Below are 19,158 nucleotides of genomic sequence, written 5' to 3'. Positions count from 1 at the left end.
GGGTTATAACAATGAATAAATTTCAACTTCCAAGTGATTCAAAGTTACGCAGTAAGGAATTTGTATTCGGTGTCGCGACATCTTCATACCAAATTGAAGGCGGCGTTGAAGAGGGCGGTCGTACACCGTCTATCTGGGACACGTTTTGTAAGACGCCAGGTAAGGTAGATAACGGCGACAGTGGTGATGTGGCGTGCGACCACTACCACTTGTGGCAACAAGATATCGAGATGATTCAAAGCTTAGGCGTTGATGCTTACCGCCTGTCAATTGCATGGCCACGTATCTTGCCGCAAGACGGTGTCGTGAATCAGCAAGGCCTAGAGTTTTACGAGCAGATCATCGATGAATGTCATGCCCGTGGAATGAAGGTGTTCGTGACACTTTATCACTGGGATCTACCGCAATACCTTGAAGACAAAGGCGGCTGGTTAAACCGTGAAACGTCTTACAAGTTTGCAGAATACGCAGAAGTGGTGAGTAACTACTTTGGCGACAAGATTGATGTTTACACAACGCTGAACGAACCGTTTGTGTCTGCATTCCTAGGCTACCGTTGGGGCGAGCATGCTCCGGGTATCAAGGGGGAAAAAGAAGGCTTCTTAGCCTCTCACCACTTAATGCTAGGTCATGGTTTGGCGATGCCGATTCTTCGTAAGAATGCGCCTCATGCTAAGCATGGTGTGGTATTTAATGCGACTCCGGCTTACCCACTGACACCGCAAGATCAAGGCGCTGCAGACTACTGTGAAGCAGAGAACTACCACTGGTTCATCGACCCTGTACTGAAAGGTGAATACCCACAGCCAGTGGTCGACCGTCAAGCGATGAACATGCCGATGATTTTAGAAGGCGATCTAGACATCATCAGTGCACCGGTTGATTACATCGGTATCAACTACTACACACGCAATGTCGCTCGCTTCAATGAGAATGGCGACATTGAATCAGTAAAACAGACTGACGCAGAACACACTTACATCGGCTGGGAAATCAACCCACAAGGTTTAACTGATTTATTGGTAAGACTGGATGCTCGCTACGAAAACATGCCGCCTATCTACATCACAGAGAATGGTGCAGCAGGTAACGACGAGCGTGTTAACGGACAAGTGATGGATGACCAACGTGTTCGTTACTTCCAAGGCCACATCGAAGCGGTGCACAACGCAGTTGAATCAGGTGTGAAAGTCGATGGTTACTTTGCGTGGAGCCTGATGGATAACTTTGAGTGGGCATTCGGCTACTGCCAACGCTTTGGCATCGTCCATGTTGATTACACCACCCAAGAAAGAACACTGAAACAGAGCGCAATTGCGTACCGAAACATGCTTCAAGAGCGCGCTGAGGAGAACAGATAATGGCTAAAGTAGAATTCAAAAACATCAAGAAATCATTCGGTGATGTTGAAGTGGTTAAAGAGTTTGATTTTACGGTAGAAGACGGTGAATTTGTGGTTTTCCTTGGCCCATCTGGCTGTGGTAAGTCGACTACACTTCGTATGCTTGCAGGCCTAGAAAGCATCAGCTCTGGCGACATCGTAGTTGGTGGCAAAGTGATGAACAAGGTTGACGCCAAAGACCGTGACTTAGCAATGGTATTCCAAAGCTACGCACTGTACCCACACATGACGGTTTACGAGAACATCGCTTTCGCTCTAAAACTGAAGGGCATGCCAAAGGCAGAGATTGACGTAGAAGTACGCAAAGCTGCAAAAATGCTAGAGCTTGATCCACTACTAAACCGTAAGCCAAAAGAGCTTTCTGGTGGTCAGCGTCAGCGTGTAGCCATGGGCCGAGCGATGGTACGTACGCCGAAAGTGTTCTTGTTTGATGAGCCGCTATCTAACCTAGATGCAAAACTGCGTGGCGTGATGCGTGAAGAGATCAAACACCTACACCGTGAGCTTAAAACCACCACCATCTACGTAACTCACGATCAAATCGAAGCGATGACACTGGCGGATCGCATTGTGATCCTAAAAGACGGTTATGTTGCTCAAGTGGGCACACCAACTGAGGTGTTCCAACGCCCAGCTAACAAGTTTGTCGCGCAATTCATTGGTAACCCGTCAATGAATATGTTGGAAGCGAAACTGATTGAAAAAGAAGGTGAATACTTCGTTGAACTTGGTGATGTTCATATCCCACTTCCGGAGCGTTTTAAGTCTCTGGCGTCTAAAAATCTCGCGCTTCACTTTGGTGTTCGTCCAACAGATATTCACCTACGTGCTGAGCAAGTTGACCACGATCGTGTGTTGCCATTCCCTGTGAAAATCAAAGACAAGGAACTGCTAGGTGCGAGCATTCTTCTGAAAACAGAAATCGGCGGTCAACCGCTGATGGTTGAGACCCAAGCTGCTGAAGTGGATGTGAAAGAGCTGACGCTTTACTTGGATCTGGATGCTTTCCACCTATTCGATGCACTGAGTGAGAATTCGCTAGCGAGCTAGTCAATTACGAGCTAGCCAGTCAATTTAAGTCAGCTAACGAGCTGATACCAACCTACTTACGACAAATTGTTTTGGCTCCTCCTGATTTGGGAGGGGCTAGGGATAGTGATGATGAAATTCGGATATTTTGACGATAAAAACAAAGAATACGTAGCAACCACGCCATGTACACCGATTAAATGGTGTAACTATGTTGGCACATTAGATTTTGGTGGCATTGTCGATAGCAATGGCGGTGTGTTGTTGTGTAAGGGCGACCCGGCACTGAACCGTATCACCAAGTACATCGCACAACTGCCAAACTCAGATTTCAAAGGTTCGACCATGTACCTCAAGGTGCGTGACGAAGCGGGTAATGTAGAGGTGTTCTCACCCTTCTACACTCCGACTCTGAAGCCGCTAGATAAGTTTGAAAACCATACAGGCCTGTCTTACACCACCATCATTGCAGAAGCGTTTGGTGTGCGTTGTGAAGCGACCTTCTTCGTACCAAAAGCAGACCAAGTATTGCTGCAAGACATCAAAGTCACCAACATTTCAGACAAAGCGCTGCACGTTGATGTGGTACCGGTGTATGAATTCACGCACTTCGATGCGCTTAAGCAGCTATTGAATGCGGATTGGGTTCCACAAACCATGACACTGAAAGCACACCAGCAAGAATCGGGTCATACCGTGCTTGAGCAGTATGCCTTTATGAAGCGTGATTACGCGGTGAACTTGATGACTGCTGATCGTCCTGCGACGTCCTTTGATGGTGACCGCCAATCATTCCTAGGTCAGTTTGGCTACGGTACATGGGCTGCGCCGCAAGCGTTAGAAAACGACGAGCTTGGCAATACTGAATGTCTACGTGGCGATAACATTGGTGCACTTAATCTGCGTTTGGGTTGGTTATCTCCAGAGCAGACAGAGCGTACGGTTGTACAAATTGTACAAGAAGAGAGCCTAGAAGCTGCATTGCCTTTGTTAGCTAAATATCGAGACCACCAAGTGGTGGATTCGGCATTCGCTGAACTGGCTGAGCACTGGGACACATACTTGCAAGCGGTTCAGGTTGAAACGCCAGACCCTGAGATGAACTCGATGCTTAACGTACACAACCCACGTCAATGCCACACAACCAAAAACTGGTCTCGTTACCTGTCTCTGTATCAGCTTGGCTATGGCGCTCGTGGTATTGGTTTCCGTGATTCTTCGCAAGATACGTTAGGCGTAATTACTCACATGCCAGAAGAAGCGCGTGAGTTCATTGAGCGTCTGTTATCTGTGCAAAACACCAACGGTTCTGCGATGCACCAGTTCTTCCCATCAACGATGGAAGCGAACGCGGGTGACTCACGTGAAGAGGAAGATCGCCCTGATTATTACGGCGATGATCACCTGTGGATCATCTACGCGGTGACGCAATATGTGAAAGAAACCGGCAATGCAGACTTCTTGAATAAAGAGATCCCGTTCTATCAAAAAGACAAAGCGGGCAATCCAGTTGAAACGGGAACGGTTTGGAACCACCTGTGCCGCGCGATTGAATTTACTTATACCAATACTGGTGAGCACGGCCTACCGCTGTTAGGTTTCGCTGACTGGAATGACACGGTGAACCTGCCAACCGGTGCAGAATCGATGATGGTGGCTAACATGTACGGCAAAGCACTGCTCGATATGTTGGACTTGTGTGAGCTGCGTGGCGAAGTGCAACTGACAGCTAAGTTTAACGATCAGTACCAACAGATGCAGAGCACAGTCAATGAGTGCGGCTGGGATGGCGAATGGTTTGTTCGTTACTTTGATGAGCAAGGTTTGCCAATTGGCTCTCATAAAAACGAGCAAGGGCAGATCTACACCAACGGCCAAAGCTGGCCTGTAATCTCTGGTTTCGCGACTCAAGAACGTGCAACGCAAGCGCTAGATTCGGTTTACAACAAACTAAACACCACCAATGGCATCAAGCTTTCAACTCCTGGTTACAACGGCTTTGATCCGCAGCTAGGTGGTGTTTCAACTTACCCACCGGGTGCAAAAGAGAACGGCGGTATATTCCTGCATTCCAACCCTTGGGTGATGATCGCAGAAGCGAAAATGGGTAACGGCGAACGTGCTTACGAGTACTACCGTCAGATTAATCCTGCTTCTAAGAACGACGACATTGATACCTTTGAATCTGAACCATACTGCTACCCACAAAACATTTTGGGTGATGAACATAAGCAGTTTGGTTTAGGCCGAAATGCATGGCTTTCAGGTACTTCATCTTGGACATACGTTGCGGGTACGCAATGGATTCTGGGTGTTCGCCCTGAAGTGGATGGCTTGCTGGTGGACCCATGTATTCCGGCTGAGTGGCCTGAGTTCAAAGTCCGTCGTCAGTTCCGTGGTGCGACTTATCATATTCATGTCACTAACCCGAATAACGTGTGTAAGGGTGTGGTTGAAATGAAGGTAAATGGTGACCTGATTTCAGGTAATAAAGCGCCAGTATTTACCTCTGGTGAGCTCACCATCGAGGTGATTTTAGGTTAACAAAGAGAAGGGCGCTTTATGCGCCCTTTATTGCTTCTTTAGTTTGCTTCTTTCGTTGCAGTTGTTTCGTTAGCAATGCGTTCTCTGGGGGCTGATTTCGCATACAGCAGTTGCTTTAGTTTGCTTTCTTTATGTTGGCTGATAGGTGGCTTGGCATTGCCAAGTAAAGGTTTGAGATTGGTTCGGGCTAAGCGTTAATAAGCCAATCTGGTTATTGAATGCATCCGCTGGGCAAGTCATTGGTTCTATTGCAATACTTTGCTCGCTAGTTGGCGTGTAAAGCTGAACGAATGGGTAGCTTTCATCTTGTTGGTAGCGAATTGCGGCAGACGAATCTGAGCGCGTAAACGCAAGTTGATTGGTTGTCTTGGAATCAAATTCAAAGCAATGATTTAAGCTTTGATCGGTGAGTGAATCGTCCAAAGACAAACGGTCAAAAGCGTGCTTTTCACCATTGGGTAGGTCGTTTTCGTGTATGACCTCAGAGCAAGGCGACATAGCGAGTCCACATTGTGCTAGCTCAGTGCCGAGTGAAAAATAAGGGTGCCAAGCATCACCGAATGGGAAGGCTGAATCACCCAGATTAGAGACGGTCGTTGAGAAAGAGAGCCTACCCGTGATGTCGATAGTTAAGGTGACTTCAAGGTTGAACGCAAACGGGAAAGCAGGATGCAAAGACGACGTTTGATACTGCAACGTCACACTGGCAGATTCTTCAGTGGCTACGCTGTTTGTGATTGAAAAAGGTTGGTTGTAGAGCAGGCCGTGTACGGCGTGATCAGACCAAGGAAAATTAGCTGGGAGTTGATGGTTTTGGTTATCGAAACTGTAACGACCTAAGTTTAAACGGTTTGGAAAAGGGAATAATTTAGCACTGCGGGAAAAGAACGGATGTTGGTTGATCAGTTCATCATAATTCTGATAACCACAAATAAAAGAGAATGGACTGTTATTTACGATATATTTATTAATAACAGCACCAAATCCATTGATTATTTGAAGTTCTATACCATGTTGGTGGTTTATTAATGTGACAGAGTCAATATTTCCAAATTTTTCATTTATAATTTTAAACATGTTGATGTCTCCATTTTTAAAAGATATTAACAAGAAGAAAAAATATTCAATGGCGGTTTTAAAATGAATAATAAAATTCCATATACGAGCTACTCAGGAAATTCAGAACACTTGTGTAAAAAAGGTGATGCAGTTGAATTTATTCAACCTTGGTACACGCCAATTTCGACTACACCAGAAAATACCGGTATGGCAGTCGGTGGAATTGGTAACACATTTACACTCACACCAAACGGCAACACGCCTAACTTCAGCTTTATTCCGGGAATCTTTGTCGATTGTTCAGAGCAAGTTATTAATTTTAATGATTTTTATGCGTCAGTGATGAATGTGCCAACCATCGACACGCTGCAAGTTCTTAATGAACAAGAGCTAAGCGTTCACCTGAACTTCTATCCTGCTTTGTTTGATGGCAAAAAGATTGAAAGTAGAGAAATGTCGAATGCGATTAGTCTCATTCAAACAGCATTAAAAAATGGTCGATTCTACCAAGAAAATAAAACTAACTTTACAAAATGGAACGTTGAATTTTCAAATAAGAGTCAATTGTTGATTGAAGAAGATTCAGGTTCAACTATTTGTCAATTATATGTAGCCTTAGATTTCTTTAATGGTTTATTAATAAATGATACAACGAGATTATTATCACTCACTGCGGGTGATAATAATGATATGGATAGTCTCAATAGCTGTGATATAGATAGCGTTAATGGCAGGGATATAGAATACCAAGCTTTATATCCACTGGCTGAATATAAATACAATAGCTTCGACGATATTAATATAAAGCGTAAGGTAGTCTCTCCGATCGTTAAAGAGAACAAACGCCTTTGCTCTTTACCGATGCACTGGAATCACTTCGAATTAACCAATAATTCATCGCAACCACGCGTGATTACGCTTGCTCAGCCGCTACAAAACTTGATTGGTTCAACCTACCGAAAAGGTCGTGATGGGATTCAAGATTCGGCGTGTACCTTATCTCAAAACCCGATTGCTCAGCAGCATAAAGCGGTGAAGGTCAATGATGAAAGCCACAGTTTTACTGGTGTTCAGCTCACTAGTCAGTCCCCTTATCAAAGTGACATTGAGGGTGAGGTGGTGTTTGGTGTTCAAGCCGAAAACCGTTTGACTAAATCTGGCAAGGTATCGGTGTCTGTTAAGCCAACGCTTTATACTTCGAAAGTGACCCAGCAAACCGAGTTCGCACTGAAAACAGGCCGTACTAATACAGAATTCCAAACTGGGATCTACACTGGGCGCGAAGCATTGAGTGCATTGGTCGTGGTTCAGGTTGAGTTGGAGCCGGGCGAATCCGTTGACCTGCGTTTCGCACAGGTGATGGCACACAGTAAAGTTATGCTCAATGGCTGGCACTCAGACAAGGCTTACACGCAATTCTACCCACAAGCAAAGCCTGCCTTACCGATGTTACAAGATGTTTTGCCAAAGCTTGAGGTGATTGAGCAGAAGATTATTGAGCAACAGATCGCTTTCCTAGAGCAAGCTCAAAGCAAAATATCACAGCCTGAATCAGCGCTGCGCTATGCGACGATGGCGATGAACTCACTATCGTTTTTAGCCGAATCTACGGTATGGGATAAAGAAGATAAGTTCCTAGTGAAAGAGTGTGTTGATTACCCATTCTTTAACTCTCTGGATGTGTATTTTTACGGCTCATTTTCACTGCTTTACTTGCTGCCGGAGCTTGATGGCTGCGTAATGAAAGAGTTCTCAAAAGCGATTTTGGCTGAAGACTTCACTCAGCGCCGTTACTGGGAATATGAAGCGACCCCGAATGCCGAATTGATTGATGAAAAGTACCAAGGTGTGCGTGCGATTCGAGGTGCAGTAATCCACGATTTGGGTAGCCCGTTCGACATTCAGCCTGACGCGTATAGCTGGCATAATGTTAAGGAATGGAAGGACTTAGCGCCGAAATACATTCTGATGGTGTACCGCCATTATCAAAACACCCAAGATCTCTCTGTGGTTAATGAGTGCTGGCAAGCGGTAACTGAAAGCATCGATTTCTTATCGAATTTGATCGCTGAGGGTGACGATTTACCACTAACCCGAGGCACAGACGATACCTTTGATAACCTAGCTTCTCACGGCATCTCTATTTATTGTGCGAGCCTGTGGGTTGCTGGCCTGCAAGCCGCGAGCGAACTTGCACAATTGATGGGTGAAAGCGAGCGAGCTAGCGGTTACTTAACACGTTCTAAAAAGGCGTTAGCCACGGTTGAGCAAAGCTTGTGGGATGACAAAGAGGGTTACTACCACTTCTTCGTGACGCCAGTTCAAGCCAAGCATCTAACGGGTGAAGGCTACCAAGCTCTGGAAACCTTAGGCCTAACTTTGACGGGCGATGCGATTGCCGATAAGAACACGCTCAATACCTATCTCAATGAAACAGATACTTCAATCAGCATCAGCAAGGTGTCTCAAAGAGTATCTAAGAAGCGCTTATTGAGCGAGACCGCGCCTCAAGCCTTTACACAAGACTACTTAGATTTAGTACCTGATTCAGACAACAGCTTTGGCGATGCTTTATTGGCTGACAGCTACCTAAAGCTCATCGGTTTAGAAGGTATTTTCCCGCAAGAGAACATCCAACGCGCACTAGACTATGTTTATAAGCATAACTTCGAAATTAACAGCCCTAAGCTTGGGGTTGCGAATATGACGTTGGCCGATGGTTCGCCGCATGAGGCATTTCAGGCTCAAGATGTGTGGATTGGTGTGCAGTTTAGTGTCGCAACGGCGTTGAGTCTGGCAGGTAAAAACCAGCAAGCAGAAACATTGATGGATACTGTGTACACCGCGCTGTATGACTATTCAAAGATTCCATTTGCCGCACCAGAAGGGTTCAATTGTTCAGTCTCATTTGATGAGAAAGATCTTTCAGAGTCTTTTAAATTGTCACAAAATGATGCGAAAAAGTGGATTAATGCACTTAAGTTGCAAAACTGTGTGCTGTCTGACGGTCGGGTTAATCCTGAGCTGACTAAAGACAGTGATAAATTTGTTAGTATGCTGCAAGGCGAAATCTCAGCGGAGCAAGCTATGGTTCTTCATAAATGGTTATTGAGCACTGGGTTGAAATACACCGCAGGTCGCTACTTCCGACCGGGGATGATTTTCGCCTACTTATATTAATTAAATAGTATGGGTTTCAACATTGAGCAATGTTGAGTTGAAACTGATGGGGAGCTCTAGGGCTCCCCAAATGTCACTGGATTAGGGTATCGAGATGCGCACTAAAACTAAAAAAACCACCGTATACGATGTAGCGAGGCTAGCTGGCGTTTCTCCCAGCACCGTGTCTCGCTTCCTTAATCGAACCACTTATGTGTCGGATGATAAAAGCCAAAACATTGAGCAAGCCATTAAAGACACGGGCTACAAACCTAACTTCCAAATGCAAGAAAACACCAACCGACGCTCGCTCACCATTGGTGTATTGGTGCAACACCCTGACAGCCCTTATACCAGCCGTATTCTCAATGACATGGAGAAAACACTGATCGCTCAAGGTTATTCGTTAGTGATAGCAACCGGGCATTGGCAAAAAAAGCTCGAGATACACGCCTTAGAGTATCTGGCTAAGAGCAATGTCGATGGAATGATCATCGTAACAGGCAGCATCACCAAAGAGGATATTGCCAAGTACGCGCAAGACATCCCGATTGTCGCGGTCGGTTATGATTTCGCTGAAGACAACGTTCGTTCAATCAATATCGATAATGTGCTAGGCGGTTACATGGCGACGCTTCACTTATTACAACAAGGGCATGTGAACATCGCCCATATCAAAGGGCTTTCGAGTCAACCAGATGCGGGTAATCGTTTTGAAGGCTATAAGAAAGCGCTGCAAGAGGCGGGCATTAAGGTGATGCCAAAGCTCGTCAAGCAAGGGGATTTCAGTAGTGAAACTGGCTATGAGAAAACCGTGGAATTAATTGAATCTAAGATTCACTTCTCAGCCCTGTTTGCTGCCAATGATCAAACGGCTTACGGCGCGATTAAGGCGCTCCATGATCACGGCTACAAAGTGCCAGAAGATGTGTCAGTGATTGGGTTTGATGACTTGCCAACGTCTAAGTATTTCACACCTGCGTTAACAACATTAAGGCAGCCAATTGAAGAGATTGGAGAGGTGTGTGCTCAGTCGATTTTGAACTTACTTTCAGGTGAGAGGCATGAAGCACGACTACCACCGATAGATTTAATCGTCAGAGAGTCGACCAAGTCTCTGTATCGTTAGTTGTGAAATGATTGAATCATAGGGAGTTACAGTCAAAGACACATTATTTCCCTTCAGAAACGAAAAATGTCGCATCCATGCGACATTTCTCTTTTGGCGGCCAAACCAGTTTTGCTATATCCATTCTAGATTTCAATCCATTAGGAGATTATTCAGAATGTAATTATAAGACGCTGTTAATGTTGATTAGTTCCCGTTACGCCGCATTTTTTTTCGATTTATTTTCTAAGTCGAATGCGAATGACGCTGCGATTAACTTCTTGGTGTAGTCATTTTTCGGGTTGTTGAAAATATCTTCTGCAGACCCTTCTTCCATCACTTCACCCTTCTGCATCACCAATACACGATCCGACAGTGCTTTCACTACCGAGAGATCGTGGCTGATGAACAGGAAGCCGATATTGTGCTTGGCTTGAATGTCTTTTAGCAGGTCAATCACGGTCAGTTGTACTGAGCGATCGAGTGCTGAAGTCGGTTCATCCAGCAAAATGAAAGAAGGTTCTAGAATCAGTGCGCGAGCAATCGCGATACGTTGTCTTTGTCCGCCAGAGAACTCATGTGGATAACGGTTTATTGAATTCGGCTCTAAGCGAACTTCAATCAATGCTTTGCGCGCTCTTTCTAAACGTTCTTGCTTGGATAGATGAGGTTGATGCACCGTTAAGCCTTCGGTGATGATTTCCCCAACTGTCATGCGTGGTGATAAAGAACCATAAGGATCTTGGAACACCATTTGGACATCTTTCTTGAGCTTGTGAGGCTCTTTATCATTTAATAAGCTAACGTCTTGGCCTTTGTAAACAATACGTCCGGTACTTGGCAGCAAGCCGATTAATGCACGTCCAAGGGTCGATTTACCTGACCCTGATTCACCCACAATGCCTAGCGTTTCGCCTTGTTTAAGATTCAACGAAATGCCTTTTACGGCTTCGAAGTACTGACTTTTACTCTTGATGAAATGTGATTTAACCAAGAACTGAACTCGGATATCGTCAGCAGACAATAGCTCTGGGGCTGACGCCTCAACAGGAACCTTAGCGCCTTTAGGAATCGAGTTAATCAGCATGCGTGTGTAATCGTGTCTTGGATTCTCGAATAAGGCTTGAGTCATCCCTTCTTCAACTAGCTCACCTTTGCACATCACCAAAACACGGTCGGCAAAATGTTTCACGACGCCAAGGTCATGGGTGATGAACAAAATTGCCATGCCCATTTTGTTTTGGATTTCTTTGATAAGAGAAAGCACTTCCGCTTGTACGGTCACATCCAATGCGGTGGTGGGTTCGTCGGCAATCAAAATATCGGGCTCGTTGATCAAAGCCATTGCAATCATGATGCGCTGCAACTGACCGCCTGAAAACTCATGCGGATACTTGTTGTAAGCCTGTTCTGGCATTGGTAAATGCACAAGATTGAAGAGCTCTAGCACACGCTGTTTTGCTTTTGATTTCGATACATTGCGGTGGCACATAATGGCTTCAGCCACTTGTGTGCCCACGCGCAGGTATGGGTTGAGAGAGGTCATCGGTTCCTGAAAGATCATACCGATTCTGTCGCCACGAATCGACTGCATTTCTCGTTCAGTCTTGCCAAGTATTGATTGCCCCTCAAATTCTATTTCAGATTGAGCATCAATGATGGCGTTATCAGGGAGCAAACGCATGAGTGCGTTAGAAGAGACTGATTTACCTGAACCTGATTCACCAACAATGGCCAAGGTTTCGCTAGAATTAAGGGTAAAGTTAACCTTTTTTACCGCATCAATGATTCCATCATTGGTTGTGAAGCTAACGGAGAGGTTATTGACTTTAAGAATGGCCCGGTCCGACATGATATATCCTTATCAATTTAAGACATTAGGTGAAGATTTCACTTCTGACGTGGTTTTAAGTTGCCCAAAATGGTGATGAGCACGTTGAATTTGTTCTAGTTCGAGCATCCAATACGAACTGCGTTGAGTACTGCAAAAAGCGATCAAGTGATTGAGTAGATCTTCACTCTGTTTTTCCAGCAGTGAATAGGTGCGTTGGATCAGTTCTGTGCTTTCGAGAGAGATAAATTGCATCAGTGCGTAAGACTGATTCAAGGTGTCGAAGGCTTGCTGATGATGGCCTAAACGGTTGAAAATCTCTGATTGAGCGACACTTGCGTCTCTAAGCCCTGCAAGTAGACAGGCAAATTGGCAGGGCTTGATGTCGCTTTGGTATGCAGCATCTTGGATGTGGTGAGGAAGAGACGTTAGAACATCACCATACAGGCGCTGTGCTTCTGGCCAGTGACCTTGTTCCATTAACTGTTCAGCTTTTAGGTAGTGCATCCAGCATCGTTCAATTTCCATATCCACATCCTCAATTTATAATATCTGAAAATGTTAATGATATTTATTATCAAATGCAAACTAAAATCATTCACATGTTAAGTTGGTAAATAAAGTGGCCGGTTATTCTTAAAAATGGCTCAAATTGTGCGTTATTTGCTCAGTTGAACAGCGATGTTGCGTAAGTCACTAAATTTATAGGAAATTACATCTACACTGATTTTATCTACACCCAAGTAATGAAGGACTAAGGAGGCGGCGATGGCGATGCAAAGACTCAATACAGAACAGCTGTATAAGGTAGCGGAACTCGATAAGCTACCATGTAAGTCGACCAAAGAACTGGCTCCAATTGACGAAATCGTCGGGCAAGAACGTGCACAAAAGGCCGTTGAGTTCGCGATGTCAATCAAGGAAAAGGGTTACAACATTTATGCGATAGGGCGAAATGGTCTGGGTAAACGCACCATGATCTTGCGCTATCTGAACCGTCACCCTCAAGAAGTGCAGGAGCTTTTTGATTGGTGTTATATCGCGAATTTCGAAGATATTCGTACACCTAAGGTACTGAAATTGCCTCGTGGCGTTGGCAGCAGCTTAAAGCAAGATATTGAAAAATTGATGCGTAAACTGCTGAAAGGTATGCCTCTAGCATTTGATAACGAGATGTACTTTAGCCGTGCTGACAGGCTTAAAAACCAATTAGCAGCTAAGCAACAAGCCGCGTTAGAAAGCATTAGCCAAGAAGCGAAAGACAAGGGCATTAACCTGACGATCACCACTCAGGGTGATTACCAGTTTGTGGCCATGAATGGTGATGATCTTCATACCGAAGAGAGCTTTGATCTGCTTTCGCCGGAAGAGCAAGACCAGTTCGATAAAACCATTGATGGATTGGAAGTCGGTCTGCGAACCATTTCTCGTGAGTTGACGGAACTTGAAGAAACGTACACTGAGAAAATTCAAAAACTGAATGATGATACGGCGCGAGACGTGATCACGCACTTCATCAAGCAATTGAAGAAGGATTACAGCCAATATCCAGACATTAAAAAGTACCTAACGGCACTGCGTAAAGACATTGTCGACAACGCTGACATCTTCTTAGAAGAGAGCACTGAGCAAGCCGAAGTTGCAACCGCTTCTTTGGATAAGAAAATGCCGCGTCGCTACAAGGTTAACGTGATTGTGAGCCAAAAGGAGGAGACTCTGCCGATCGTGGTGGAAGAGAATCCAAATTATCACTCTCTGTTTGGCTATGTAGAAACGGCAACGTTCAAGGGCACTGTCTTTACAGACTTCTCATTGATTCGTGCAGGTAGCTTACACAGAGCTAACGGTGGCGTATTGCTGATGGATGCGGTGAAGGTACTTGAGCAGCCGTACGTTTGGGAAGGCTTGAAACGAGCGCTGCGTTCACGTCAATTGAGCTTCACTTCATTAGAGAAAGAGGTGACCTTAACGGGCGCGGTATCGCTTGATCCAGAGCCGATTCCATTGGACGTCAAGATCATCCTGTTTGGCGACTACCGAACTTACCAACTGCTGCAACACTACGATGCAGAGTTTGGTGAATTGTTCCGTGTGACGGCCGATTTTGAAGATGAGATGAAGCGTACTCCCGATTCTGAAATGCACTACGCGCGCTTTATTTCGAGTATCGTGCACGACAACAACATGCTGCATTGTGACCGTAAAGCGATCGCTCGCATCATTGAGCACAGCTCTCGTCAGGCGGGTGACCAAGGTAAATTGTCTCTGCACTCGGCACACATTGCTAATCTGCTTCGTGAGTCAAACTACGTGGCGAGAGGTTCAAAGTCGAACCTGATTCGAGCAACACACGTCGACCAAGCGTTATCTAACCAACAGATGCGTGTCGGACGACTGCAAGACAGTGTGATGGAGACGTTTACCAACGGCACAACACTGATCCATGTTGATGGTCAGGCGGTTGGGCAAGTGAATGCTCTGTCTGTATTAAGCACCACCGATCACATGTTCGGTGCGCCAAACCGAATTACTGCCACCACGGCTTACGGCGATGGTGAAGTGATTGATATTGAAAGAAACGTAGACCTAGGTGGCAGCATTCACTCAAAAGGCGTGATGATCTTGTCGGCTTACCTTTCTTCCGTATTTGGTAAGACAGCCAAAGTCCCGCTCACCACTAACATCACCTTCGAGCAATCGTATGGTGGCGTCGATGGTGACAGTGCGAGTATGGCCGAGTTCTGTGCGGTTGTATCAGCGTTCTCTAAGCAACCAAACCGTCAAGATATCGCAATTACAGGCTCGATGAACCAGTTTGGTGAGTCTCAGCCAATTGGTGGTGTGAACGAGAAAATTGAAGGTTTCTTTGATGTGTGTGAAATCAAAGGGCGTTCAAACGAACAAGGGGTGATCATCCCACGTTCAAATGTTCACAACCTGATGCTGCGTAGCGATATTGTGAAAGCGGTTGAAAAGGGCGAGTTTAATATCTGGGCGATTGACCATGTAACAGAGGCGATTGAACTGTTCACAGGCAAAGCCGCTGGTGAGGCGAGTGATGAGGGTAGCTATCCAATTGATACTATCTTTGGTATCGCCCAAGCTAAACTGAACGCACTGCGCAAATAGTTTGAATATCTAGATAGCTAAACAAATAAACAAACAGCCAAAACGCAAAAGCCATCGATTCTAGAATCGATGGCTTTTTTGTTGGTTGAGGTTTAGTTTGCCAGTGAGCTATTTGTATTTGGTCAGCTTACGGTATTCGGTAAAAGTTGCGTGTTAAATGGTGTTAACCGTTTCGCAAGCAGAGCTTGGTGCCATCGAACTTCAGTTTTGCCAAAAGGTGTTTGGCGTTAGCTCGGCCAATATCATCAAATTCAACACCGTATCGAGCGTAGTGCGTCGATTTCTGCAGATTACAGACGATGCCTCGCAATGGCGGAATCAATGGTCCGTTGTAGTTCTCAGGGGTTATCTCAATAGACACTCGATCGGCAATCTGAATCGCACGAGAGGTTGGTGAGGTAACGAAACGACAACCACTTTTCGATAAATCTCGTATCTCACAGTTTGCTCGCTGGTCGTTGAAGATGATTCTTGAAGCCAGATTCACTTCATAGCGTGTTTCTTTACGTAGCTGAGTCACTTGCATCGTGCTTGGTGTAGACAGCACTAGAATAGGGAAGGGTTCACCAATCTTATGGTGAATTTGGCTTCTAAAGTGGATAAGCGCGCCTTCACCTCGTAGAGAATACGCACGAGCGGTCATCCAAAAACCTTCTTGAAAGAAAAAGTTCAGATCTTCATTGGATACCTCGGGAACCTCAACCACAATACAGTTATCACTGTGCGTTCCGATAAACTTGGTGGTGGCGAGAAACTTCGTGCCAACGGGAGTCGAGACATTTAATGTCAGCTCACTGCCGTGCTCAATCATGGCCAGTGCATCAGTGCTATTGATGGTGGAAACGGTGCGATTACGAGGGTCTTGAAGTGCCTGATTATGCTCCAAAGGCTTCTTCAGGGGTGCGTTCATTATATGTTCTCCATGCGCCAACATGCGTCTGTTAGTTATACTGGTAACTTGCTAACAAGGGGTTATTACGTGCTAGATTTAGTGGACGTACTCACATAGATTTATAGAGTGCCTTTTATCATTGCTGATTTTATATTAAGCCGATTGCACTGAATTATTTGCTGTGTTTGTAAGTACTTAGTTTTATTTATATGCACTTGCGCTAGTCTATTACAAGGAACTCATACTTCAAACTTTTATTGTTTGTCGTATCAATTATTTGCAGGAGTTGAGAATGCAGGCAGTAAAATGGGATCAAGAAGTGAACCAGATCACGGTAGAGTTAGAACCCAACCAGTTCGCGGTCGTTAAGTATCAAAAGGACGGAGATGTACTACATATCACGTCGACACGCATTCCTGATGAACTGCAAGGCAAGGGCTTTGGTAAGGTGATGATGGAGTCGGTATTGCCTGAAATTGAACAAGCGGGCTTCAAAATTGTGCCGGTTTGTAGCTATGTGGTTCACTACATGAATAGGCAGCCACAGTGGTCACACCTTCTATCCGATAAAGCATAACAACGAGTAATATGTCTCAATCAATATCGTCGAATAATCGAGCTCAACCTGAAGCGGGTTCAAGTCAAAATCAGCCAGAGCTTTATCAACAAGAGTTTTATCAAAATGAGCTTTATCAAAAAATAGCGACCTCGCTGGGTTGTCATGAAGGGTTTGATGTCCAAGTGATTCAACGCCTATGGGGTGGATATGGCGAGTTAGTTCGCTTAGTCTTTTCTCAAGAAAGCAGTGCGGAACTCAAGAGTGTGATTGTTAAACATGTCGCGTTGCCAGATAAAGCTGAACACCCAAAGGGTTGGAATACCAAACTCTCTCACCAACGAAAGGTACACTCTTACCAAGTGGAAACAGCTTGGTATCAGTCATTCACCCAACAATGGGACGAGCGCTGCCCTGTACCTGTTGGGCTGCAATGTGAACTAGAAGAGAATGAGTGGCTGATAGTGATGCAAGACTTAGCGGATATTGGCTTCCCGTTGATCTCTCAGTTTGATGTGCTTGCTGCTTCTGACTATCAGGCATCTAGTTACACAAGAGAAGAGCAAAAACAACGTAATGCTTGCCTTAAATGGCTTGCTAACTTTCACGCAAAGCACATCAATATCAATCAAGAGCAGTTGTCATCATTGTGGCAAGTCGGTACTTATTGGCATCTAGATACACGCCCTGATGAACTCAATGCCTTGGCTGATTTACCATTGAAGAACCAAGCCAAGCACATCGACCGTTTATTAAAAGAATGTCCATATCAAACCTTAGTCCATGGTGATGCTAAGCTCGCCAATTTTTGCTTTGATTCGAAAAGCGAACGCGCGGCTGCGGTCGATTTCCAATATGTGGGTCACGGCTGTGCGATGAAAGATGTCGCCTTGTTCATGAGCAGCGCGATTAGGCCACAAGATTGCGCAGAGCTTGAATCAGAAGTACTAGGTGCTTACTTCCAGCACTTGAAAGAAGCATTAGCGCACTATCAACCACAGCTTTCATTTGATGAAGTCGAAGCCGCATGGCGACCAATGTTTTACGTGGCATGGTCCGATTTCCAACGCTTCGTAAAAGGTTGGAGCCCAGAGCACTGGAAGATCAACCCTTATACTGAGCAGTTGACCTTACGAGTGCTCACTCAATTAGACGAACAGGAGTCCGTCAATGTTCGATAGAACCGCGAGCTGGAAAACGCCGCAAAACTTCTTATTACTGATTTCGATTGTTGTCCCTATCGCGTTTTCGAGCTGGATGGCTCTGCTTAATAACTTCGTGATTGAGAAAGCGAACTTTGATGGCGCCGATATTGGTTTGTTGCAAAGTGTTCGTGAGATCCCAGGCTTCTTAGCGTTTACCGTGGTGTTTGTTTTAGCCTTCATTCGAGAGCAACGCTTTATGTTGATATCGCTGGCGATGCTGACCGTGGGCACGGCGATAACCGGTTTATTCCCTTCACTCACAGGCTTGTTGCTGACTACGGTTTTGATGTCGACGGGGTTTCACTATTTTGAAACGCTGAAGCAGTCTCTGTCACTGCAATGGTTGAGTAAAGAAGAAGCGCCCGAGATGCTGGGTAAAATGATCTCCGTTGGCGCGTTGGCATCCTTAATCACTTACGGATCTATCTGGGTGATGCTAGAACAGCTGAAGCTCGACTTTGCTTGGGTGTACGGCATTACTGGCGGCATTGGTTTTATTCTGGTTTTGGTGATGACCTTTGGCTTCCCTGAGTTTCAGACCAAAACGCCACAGAATAAGAAGTTGGTGCTGCGAAAGCGTTACTGGCTCTACTACGCGCTAACGTTTATGAGCGGTGCGAGAAGACAAATCTTCACTGTGTTTGCAGGCTTCTTGATGGTAGAGAAGTTTGGTTACTCGGCTGCCGACGTCACATTGTTGTTCTTGGTTAATTACCTATTTAACTTCTTGTTTGCGAAGCGCATTGGTCGATTTATCGGTGTGGTTGGCGAGCGTAAAGCGTTGATCTTCGAGTATGTTGGCTTGATTGGTGTGTTTGTCGGTTATGGTTTGGTGCAAAGCGCGGAATGGGCGGCGGCACTTTACGTGATCGATCACCTGTTCTTTGCATTGGCGCTAGCGATCAAAACTTACTTCCAGAAAATCGCAGACCCGGCAGACATGGCATCAACTGCTGGTGTCTCTTTCACCATCAATCATATTGCAGCGGTCGTTATTCCAGTGGTGTTTGGTGTGATTTGGTTGTCTTCTCCTGCAACGGTTTTCTATATTGGTGCAGTGATGGCCGTGGTTTCTCTAGCGCTATCTTTAAACATTCCTAAGAAACCTGAAGAGGGCAACGAAGTGCGAATGTTTAGCTGGCGCTAATGTTGGTCTCGATATTATGAAATAAGCAAAAAGCTCCAATAGTGATATTGGAGCTTTTTGTTTATGTGGGATATGTATATCTAATCCGCAAAATAGG

13 protein-coding genes are annotated in these 19,158 nt (G+C 45.3%); 9 read left to right on the top strand and 4 right to left on the bottom strand.

Going from position 1 to position 19,158, the window contains the following annotated elements:
* Positions 1 to 11 precede the first annotated feature (11 nt).
* The 3 genes from AB4517_RS02615 (at position 12) to AB4517_RS02605 (ending at position 4,975) form a co-directional block, all read left to right on the top strand.
* The gene (locus AB4517_RS02615) at positions 12 to 1,361 is read left to right on the top strand and encodes a GH1 family beta-glucosidase (protein WP_372147849.1); all 1,350 of its coding nucleotides are present in this window, start codon (positions 12 to 14) and stop codon (positions 1,359 to 1,361) included.
* Positions 1,361 to 2,452: an ABC transporter ATP-binding protein gene (locus AB4517_RS02610; protein WP_105058728.1), complete on the top strand. Its 1,092-nt coding sequence runs from the start codon at positions 1,361 to 1,363 to the stop codon at positions 2,450 to 2,452. The genes AB4517_RS02615 and AB4517_RS02610 overlap by 1 nt, the downstream gene beginning before the upstream one ends.
* Positions 2,453 to 2,560: 108 nt before the next feature.
* Positions 2,561 to 4,975 (top strand): GH36-type glycosyl hydrolase domain-containing protein, encoded by a 2,415-nt coding sequence (locus tag AB4517_RS02605; RefSeq protein ID WP_372147847.1) that lies wholly within the window; start codon positions 2,561 to 2,563, stop codon positions 4,973 to 4,975.
* Positions 4,976 to 5,104: 129 nt separating this feature from the next.
* Here the strand turns inward: AB4517_RS02605 and AB4517_RS02600 are convergent, their stop codons facing one another.
* On the bottom strand, positions 5,105 to 6,052 hold the full coding sequence (locus AB4517_RS02600) for an aldose 1-epimerase (RefSeq protein ID WP_372147846.1): 948 nt from the start codon (positions 6,050 to 6,052) through the stop codon (positions 5,105 to 5,107).
* A gap of 63 nt (positions 6,053 to 6,115) precedes the next feature.
* Here AB4517_RS02600 and AB4517_RS02595 point away from each other — a divergent pair, with 63 nt between their 5' ends.
* Together AB4517_RS02595 and AB4517_RS02590 are read left to right on the top strand one after the other, a co-directional pair.
* On the top strand, positions 6,116 to 9,214 hold the full coding sequence (locus AB4517_RS02595) for a GH116 family glycosyl hydrolase (RefSeq protein ID WP_372147845.1): 3,099 nt from the start codon (positions 6,116 to 6,118) through the stop codon (positions 9,212 to 9,214).
* Between the two features lie 94 nt (positions 9,215 to 9,308).
* Positions 9,309 to 10,322 (top strand): LacI family DNA-binding transcriptional regulator, encoded by a 1,014-nt coding sequence (locus tag AB4517_RS02590; RefSeq protein ID WP_137001361.1) that lies wholly within the window; start codon positions 9,309 to 9,311, stop codon positions 10,320 to 10,322.
* A gap of 196 nt (positions 10,323 to 10,518) precedes the next feature.
* Here the strand turns inward: AB4517_RS02590 and AB4517_RS02585 are convergent, their stop codons facing one another.
* Complete coding sequence (locus AB4517_RS02585; RefSeq protein WP_372147844.1) at positions 10,519 to 12,153, bottom strand: ABC transporter ATP-binding protein; 1,635 nt, start codon at positions 12,151 to 12,153, stop codon at positions 10,519 to 10,521.
* Between the two features lie 12 nt (positions 12,154 to 12,165).
* Positions 12,166 to 12,660, bottom strand: a complete 495-nt coding sequence (locus AB4517_RS02580) for a hypothetical protein (RefSeq protein WP_372147842.1) — start codon at positions 12,658 to 12,660, stop codon at positions 12,166 to 12,168.
* Positions 12,661 to 12,900: 240 nt separating this feature from the next.
* On the opposite strand from AB4517_RS02580, the gene AB4517_RS02575 reads away from it, so the two are divergent.
* Complete coding sequence (locus tag AB4517_RS02575; RefSeq protein ID WP_372119223.1) at positions 12,901 to 15,261, top strand: Lon protease family protein; 2,361 nt, start codon at positions 12,901 to 12,903, stop codon at positions 15,259 to 15,261.
* Between the two features lie 163 nt (positions 15,262 to 15,424).
* Here AB4517_RS02575 and AB4517_RS02570 read toward each other — a convergent pair whose 3' ends face one another.
* On the bottom strand, positions 15,425 to 16,171 hold the full coding sequence (locus tag AB4517_RS02570) for a flagellar brake protein (protein WP_017065025.1): 747 nt from the start codon (positions 16,169 to 16,171) through the stop codon (positions 15,425 to 15,427).
* A 274-nt stretch (positions 16,172 to 16,445) separates the two neighbouring features.
* Between AB4517_RS02570 and AB4517_RS02565 the strand changes: the two genes are divergently transcribed.
* From AB4517_RS02565 to AB4517_RS02555, 3 genes are read left to right on the top strand one after another with little or no spacing between them, the layout of a single operon-like run.
* Entirely contained in the window at positions 16,446 to 16,730 is a 285-nt protein-coding gene (locus tag AB4517_RS02565) for a GNAT family N-acetyltransferase (protein ID WP_004732803.1), read from the top strand.
* A gap of 11 nt (positions 16,731 to 16,741) precedes the next feature.
* Positions 16,742 to 17,890, top strand: a complete 1,149-nt coding sequence (locus tag AB4517_RS02560) for a phosphotransferase (protein WP_372138530.1) — start codon at positions 16,742 to 16,744, stop codon at positions 17,888 to 17,890.
* Positions 17,880 to 19,061, top strand: a complete 1,182-nt coding sequence (locus tag AB4517_RS02555) for an MFS transporter (protein WP_102320832.1) — start codon at positions 17,880 to 17,882, stop codon at positions 19,059 to 19,061. Before AB4517_RS02560 ends, AB4517_RS02555 begins: the two co-directional genes overlap by 11 nt.
* The last annotated feature ends 97 nt before the right edge of the window (positions 19,062 to 19,158 follow it).

The organism is Vibrio sp. 10N.222.52.C3 (genome assembly GCF_041474195.1).
Lineage (GTDB): Bacteria > Pseudomonadota > Gammaproteobacteria > Enterobacterales > Vibrionaceae > Vibrio > Vibrio crassostreae_C.
The sequence above is the reverse complement of the archived record's forward strand: the minus strand, read 5'-3'. Positions and strand labels throughout refer to the sequence as shown.

What these genes read in the sequence shown, in the direction of transcription:
- AB4517_RS02615 (WP_372147849.1), top strand. Translation starts at nt 12, where the DNA reads ATGAATAAATTTCAACTTCCAAGTGATTCAAAGTTACGCAGTAAGGAA.
- AB4517_RS02610 (WP_105058728.1), top strand. Translation starts at nt 1,361, where the DNA reads ATGGCTAAAGTAGAATTCAAAAACATCAAGAAATCATTCGGTGATGTT.
- AB4517_RS02605 (WP_372147847.1), top strand. Translation starts at nt 2,561, where the DNA reads ATGATGAAATTCGGATATTTTGACGATAAAAACAAAGAATACGTAGCA.
- AB4517_RS02600 (WP_372147846.1), bottom strand. Translation starts at nt 6,052, where the DNA reads ATGTTTAAAATTATAAATGAAAAATTTGGAAATATTGACTCTGTCACA.
- AB4517_RS02595 (WP_372147845.1), top strand. Translation starts at nt 6,116, where the DNA reads ATGAATAATAAAATTCCATATACGAGCTACTCAGGAAATTCAGAACAC.
- AB4517_RS02590 (WP_137001361.1), top strand. Translation starts at nt 9,309, where the DNA reads ATGCGCACTAAAACTAAAAAAACCACCGTATACGATGTAGCGAGGCTA.
- AB4517_RS02585 (WP_372147844.1), bottom strand. Translation starts at nt 12,153, where the DNA reads ATGTCGGACCGGGCCATTCTTAAAGTCAATAACCTCTCCGTTAGCTTC.
- AB4517_RS02580 (WP_372147842.1), bottom strand. Translation starts at nt 12,660, where the DNA reads ATGGAAATTGAACGATGCTGGATGCACTACCTAAAAGCTGAACAGTTA.
- AB4517_RS02575 (WP_372119223.1), top strand. Translation starts at nt 12,901, where the DNA reads ATGGCGATGCAAAGACTCAATACAGAACAGCTGTATAAGGTAGCGGAA.
- AB4517_RS02570 (WP_017065025.1), bottom strand. Translation starts at nt 16,171, where the DNA reads ATGAACGCACCCCTGAAGAAGCCTTTGGAGCATAATCAGGCACTTCAA.
- AB4517_RS02565 (WP_004732803.1), top strand. Translation starts at nt 16,446, where the DNA reads ATGCAGGCAGTAAAATGGGATCAAGAAGTGAACCAGATCACGGTAGAG.
- AB4517_RS02560 (WP_372138530.1), top strand. Translation starts at nt 16,742, where the DNA reads ATGTCTCAATCAATATCGTCGAATAATCGAGCTCAACCTGAAGCGGGT.
- AB4517_RS02555 (WP_102320832.1), top strand. Translation starts at nt 17,880, where the DNA reads ATGTTCGATAGAACCGCGAGCTGGAAAACGCCGCAAAACTTCTTATTA.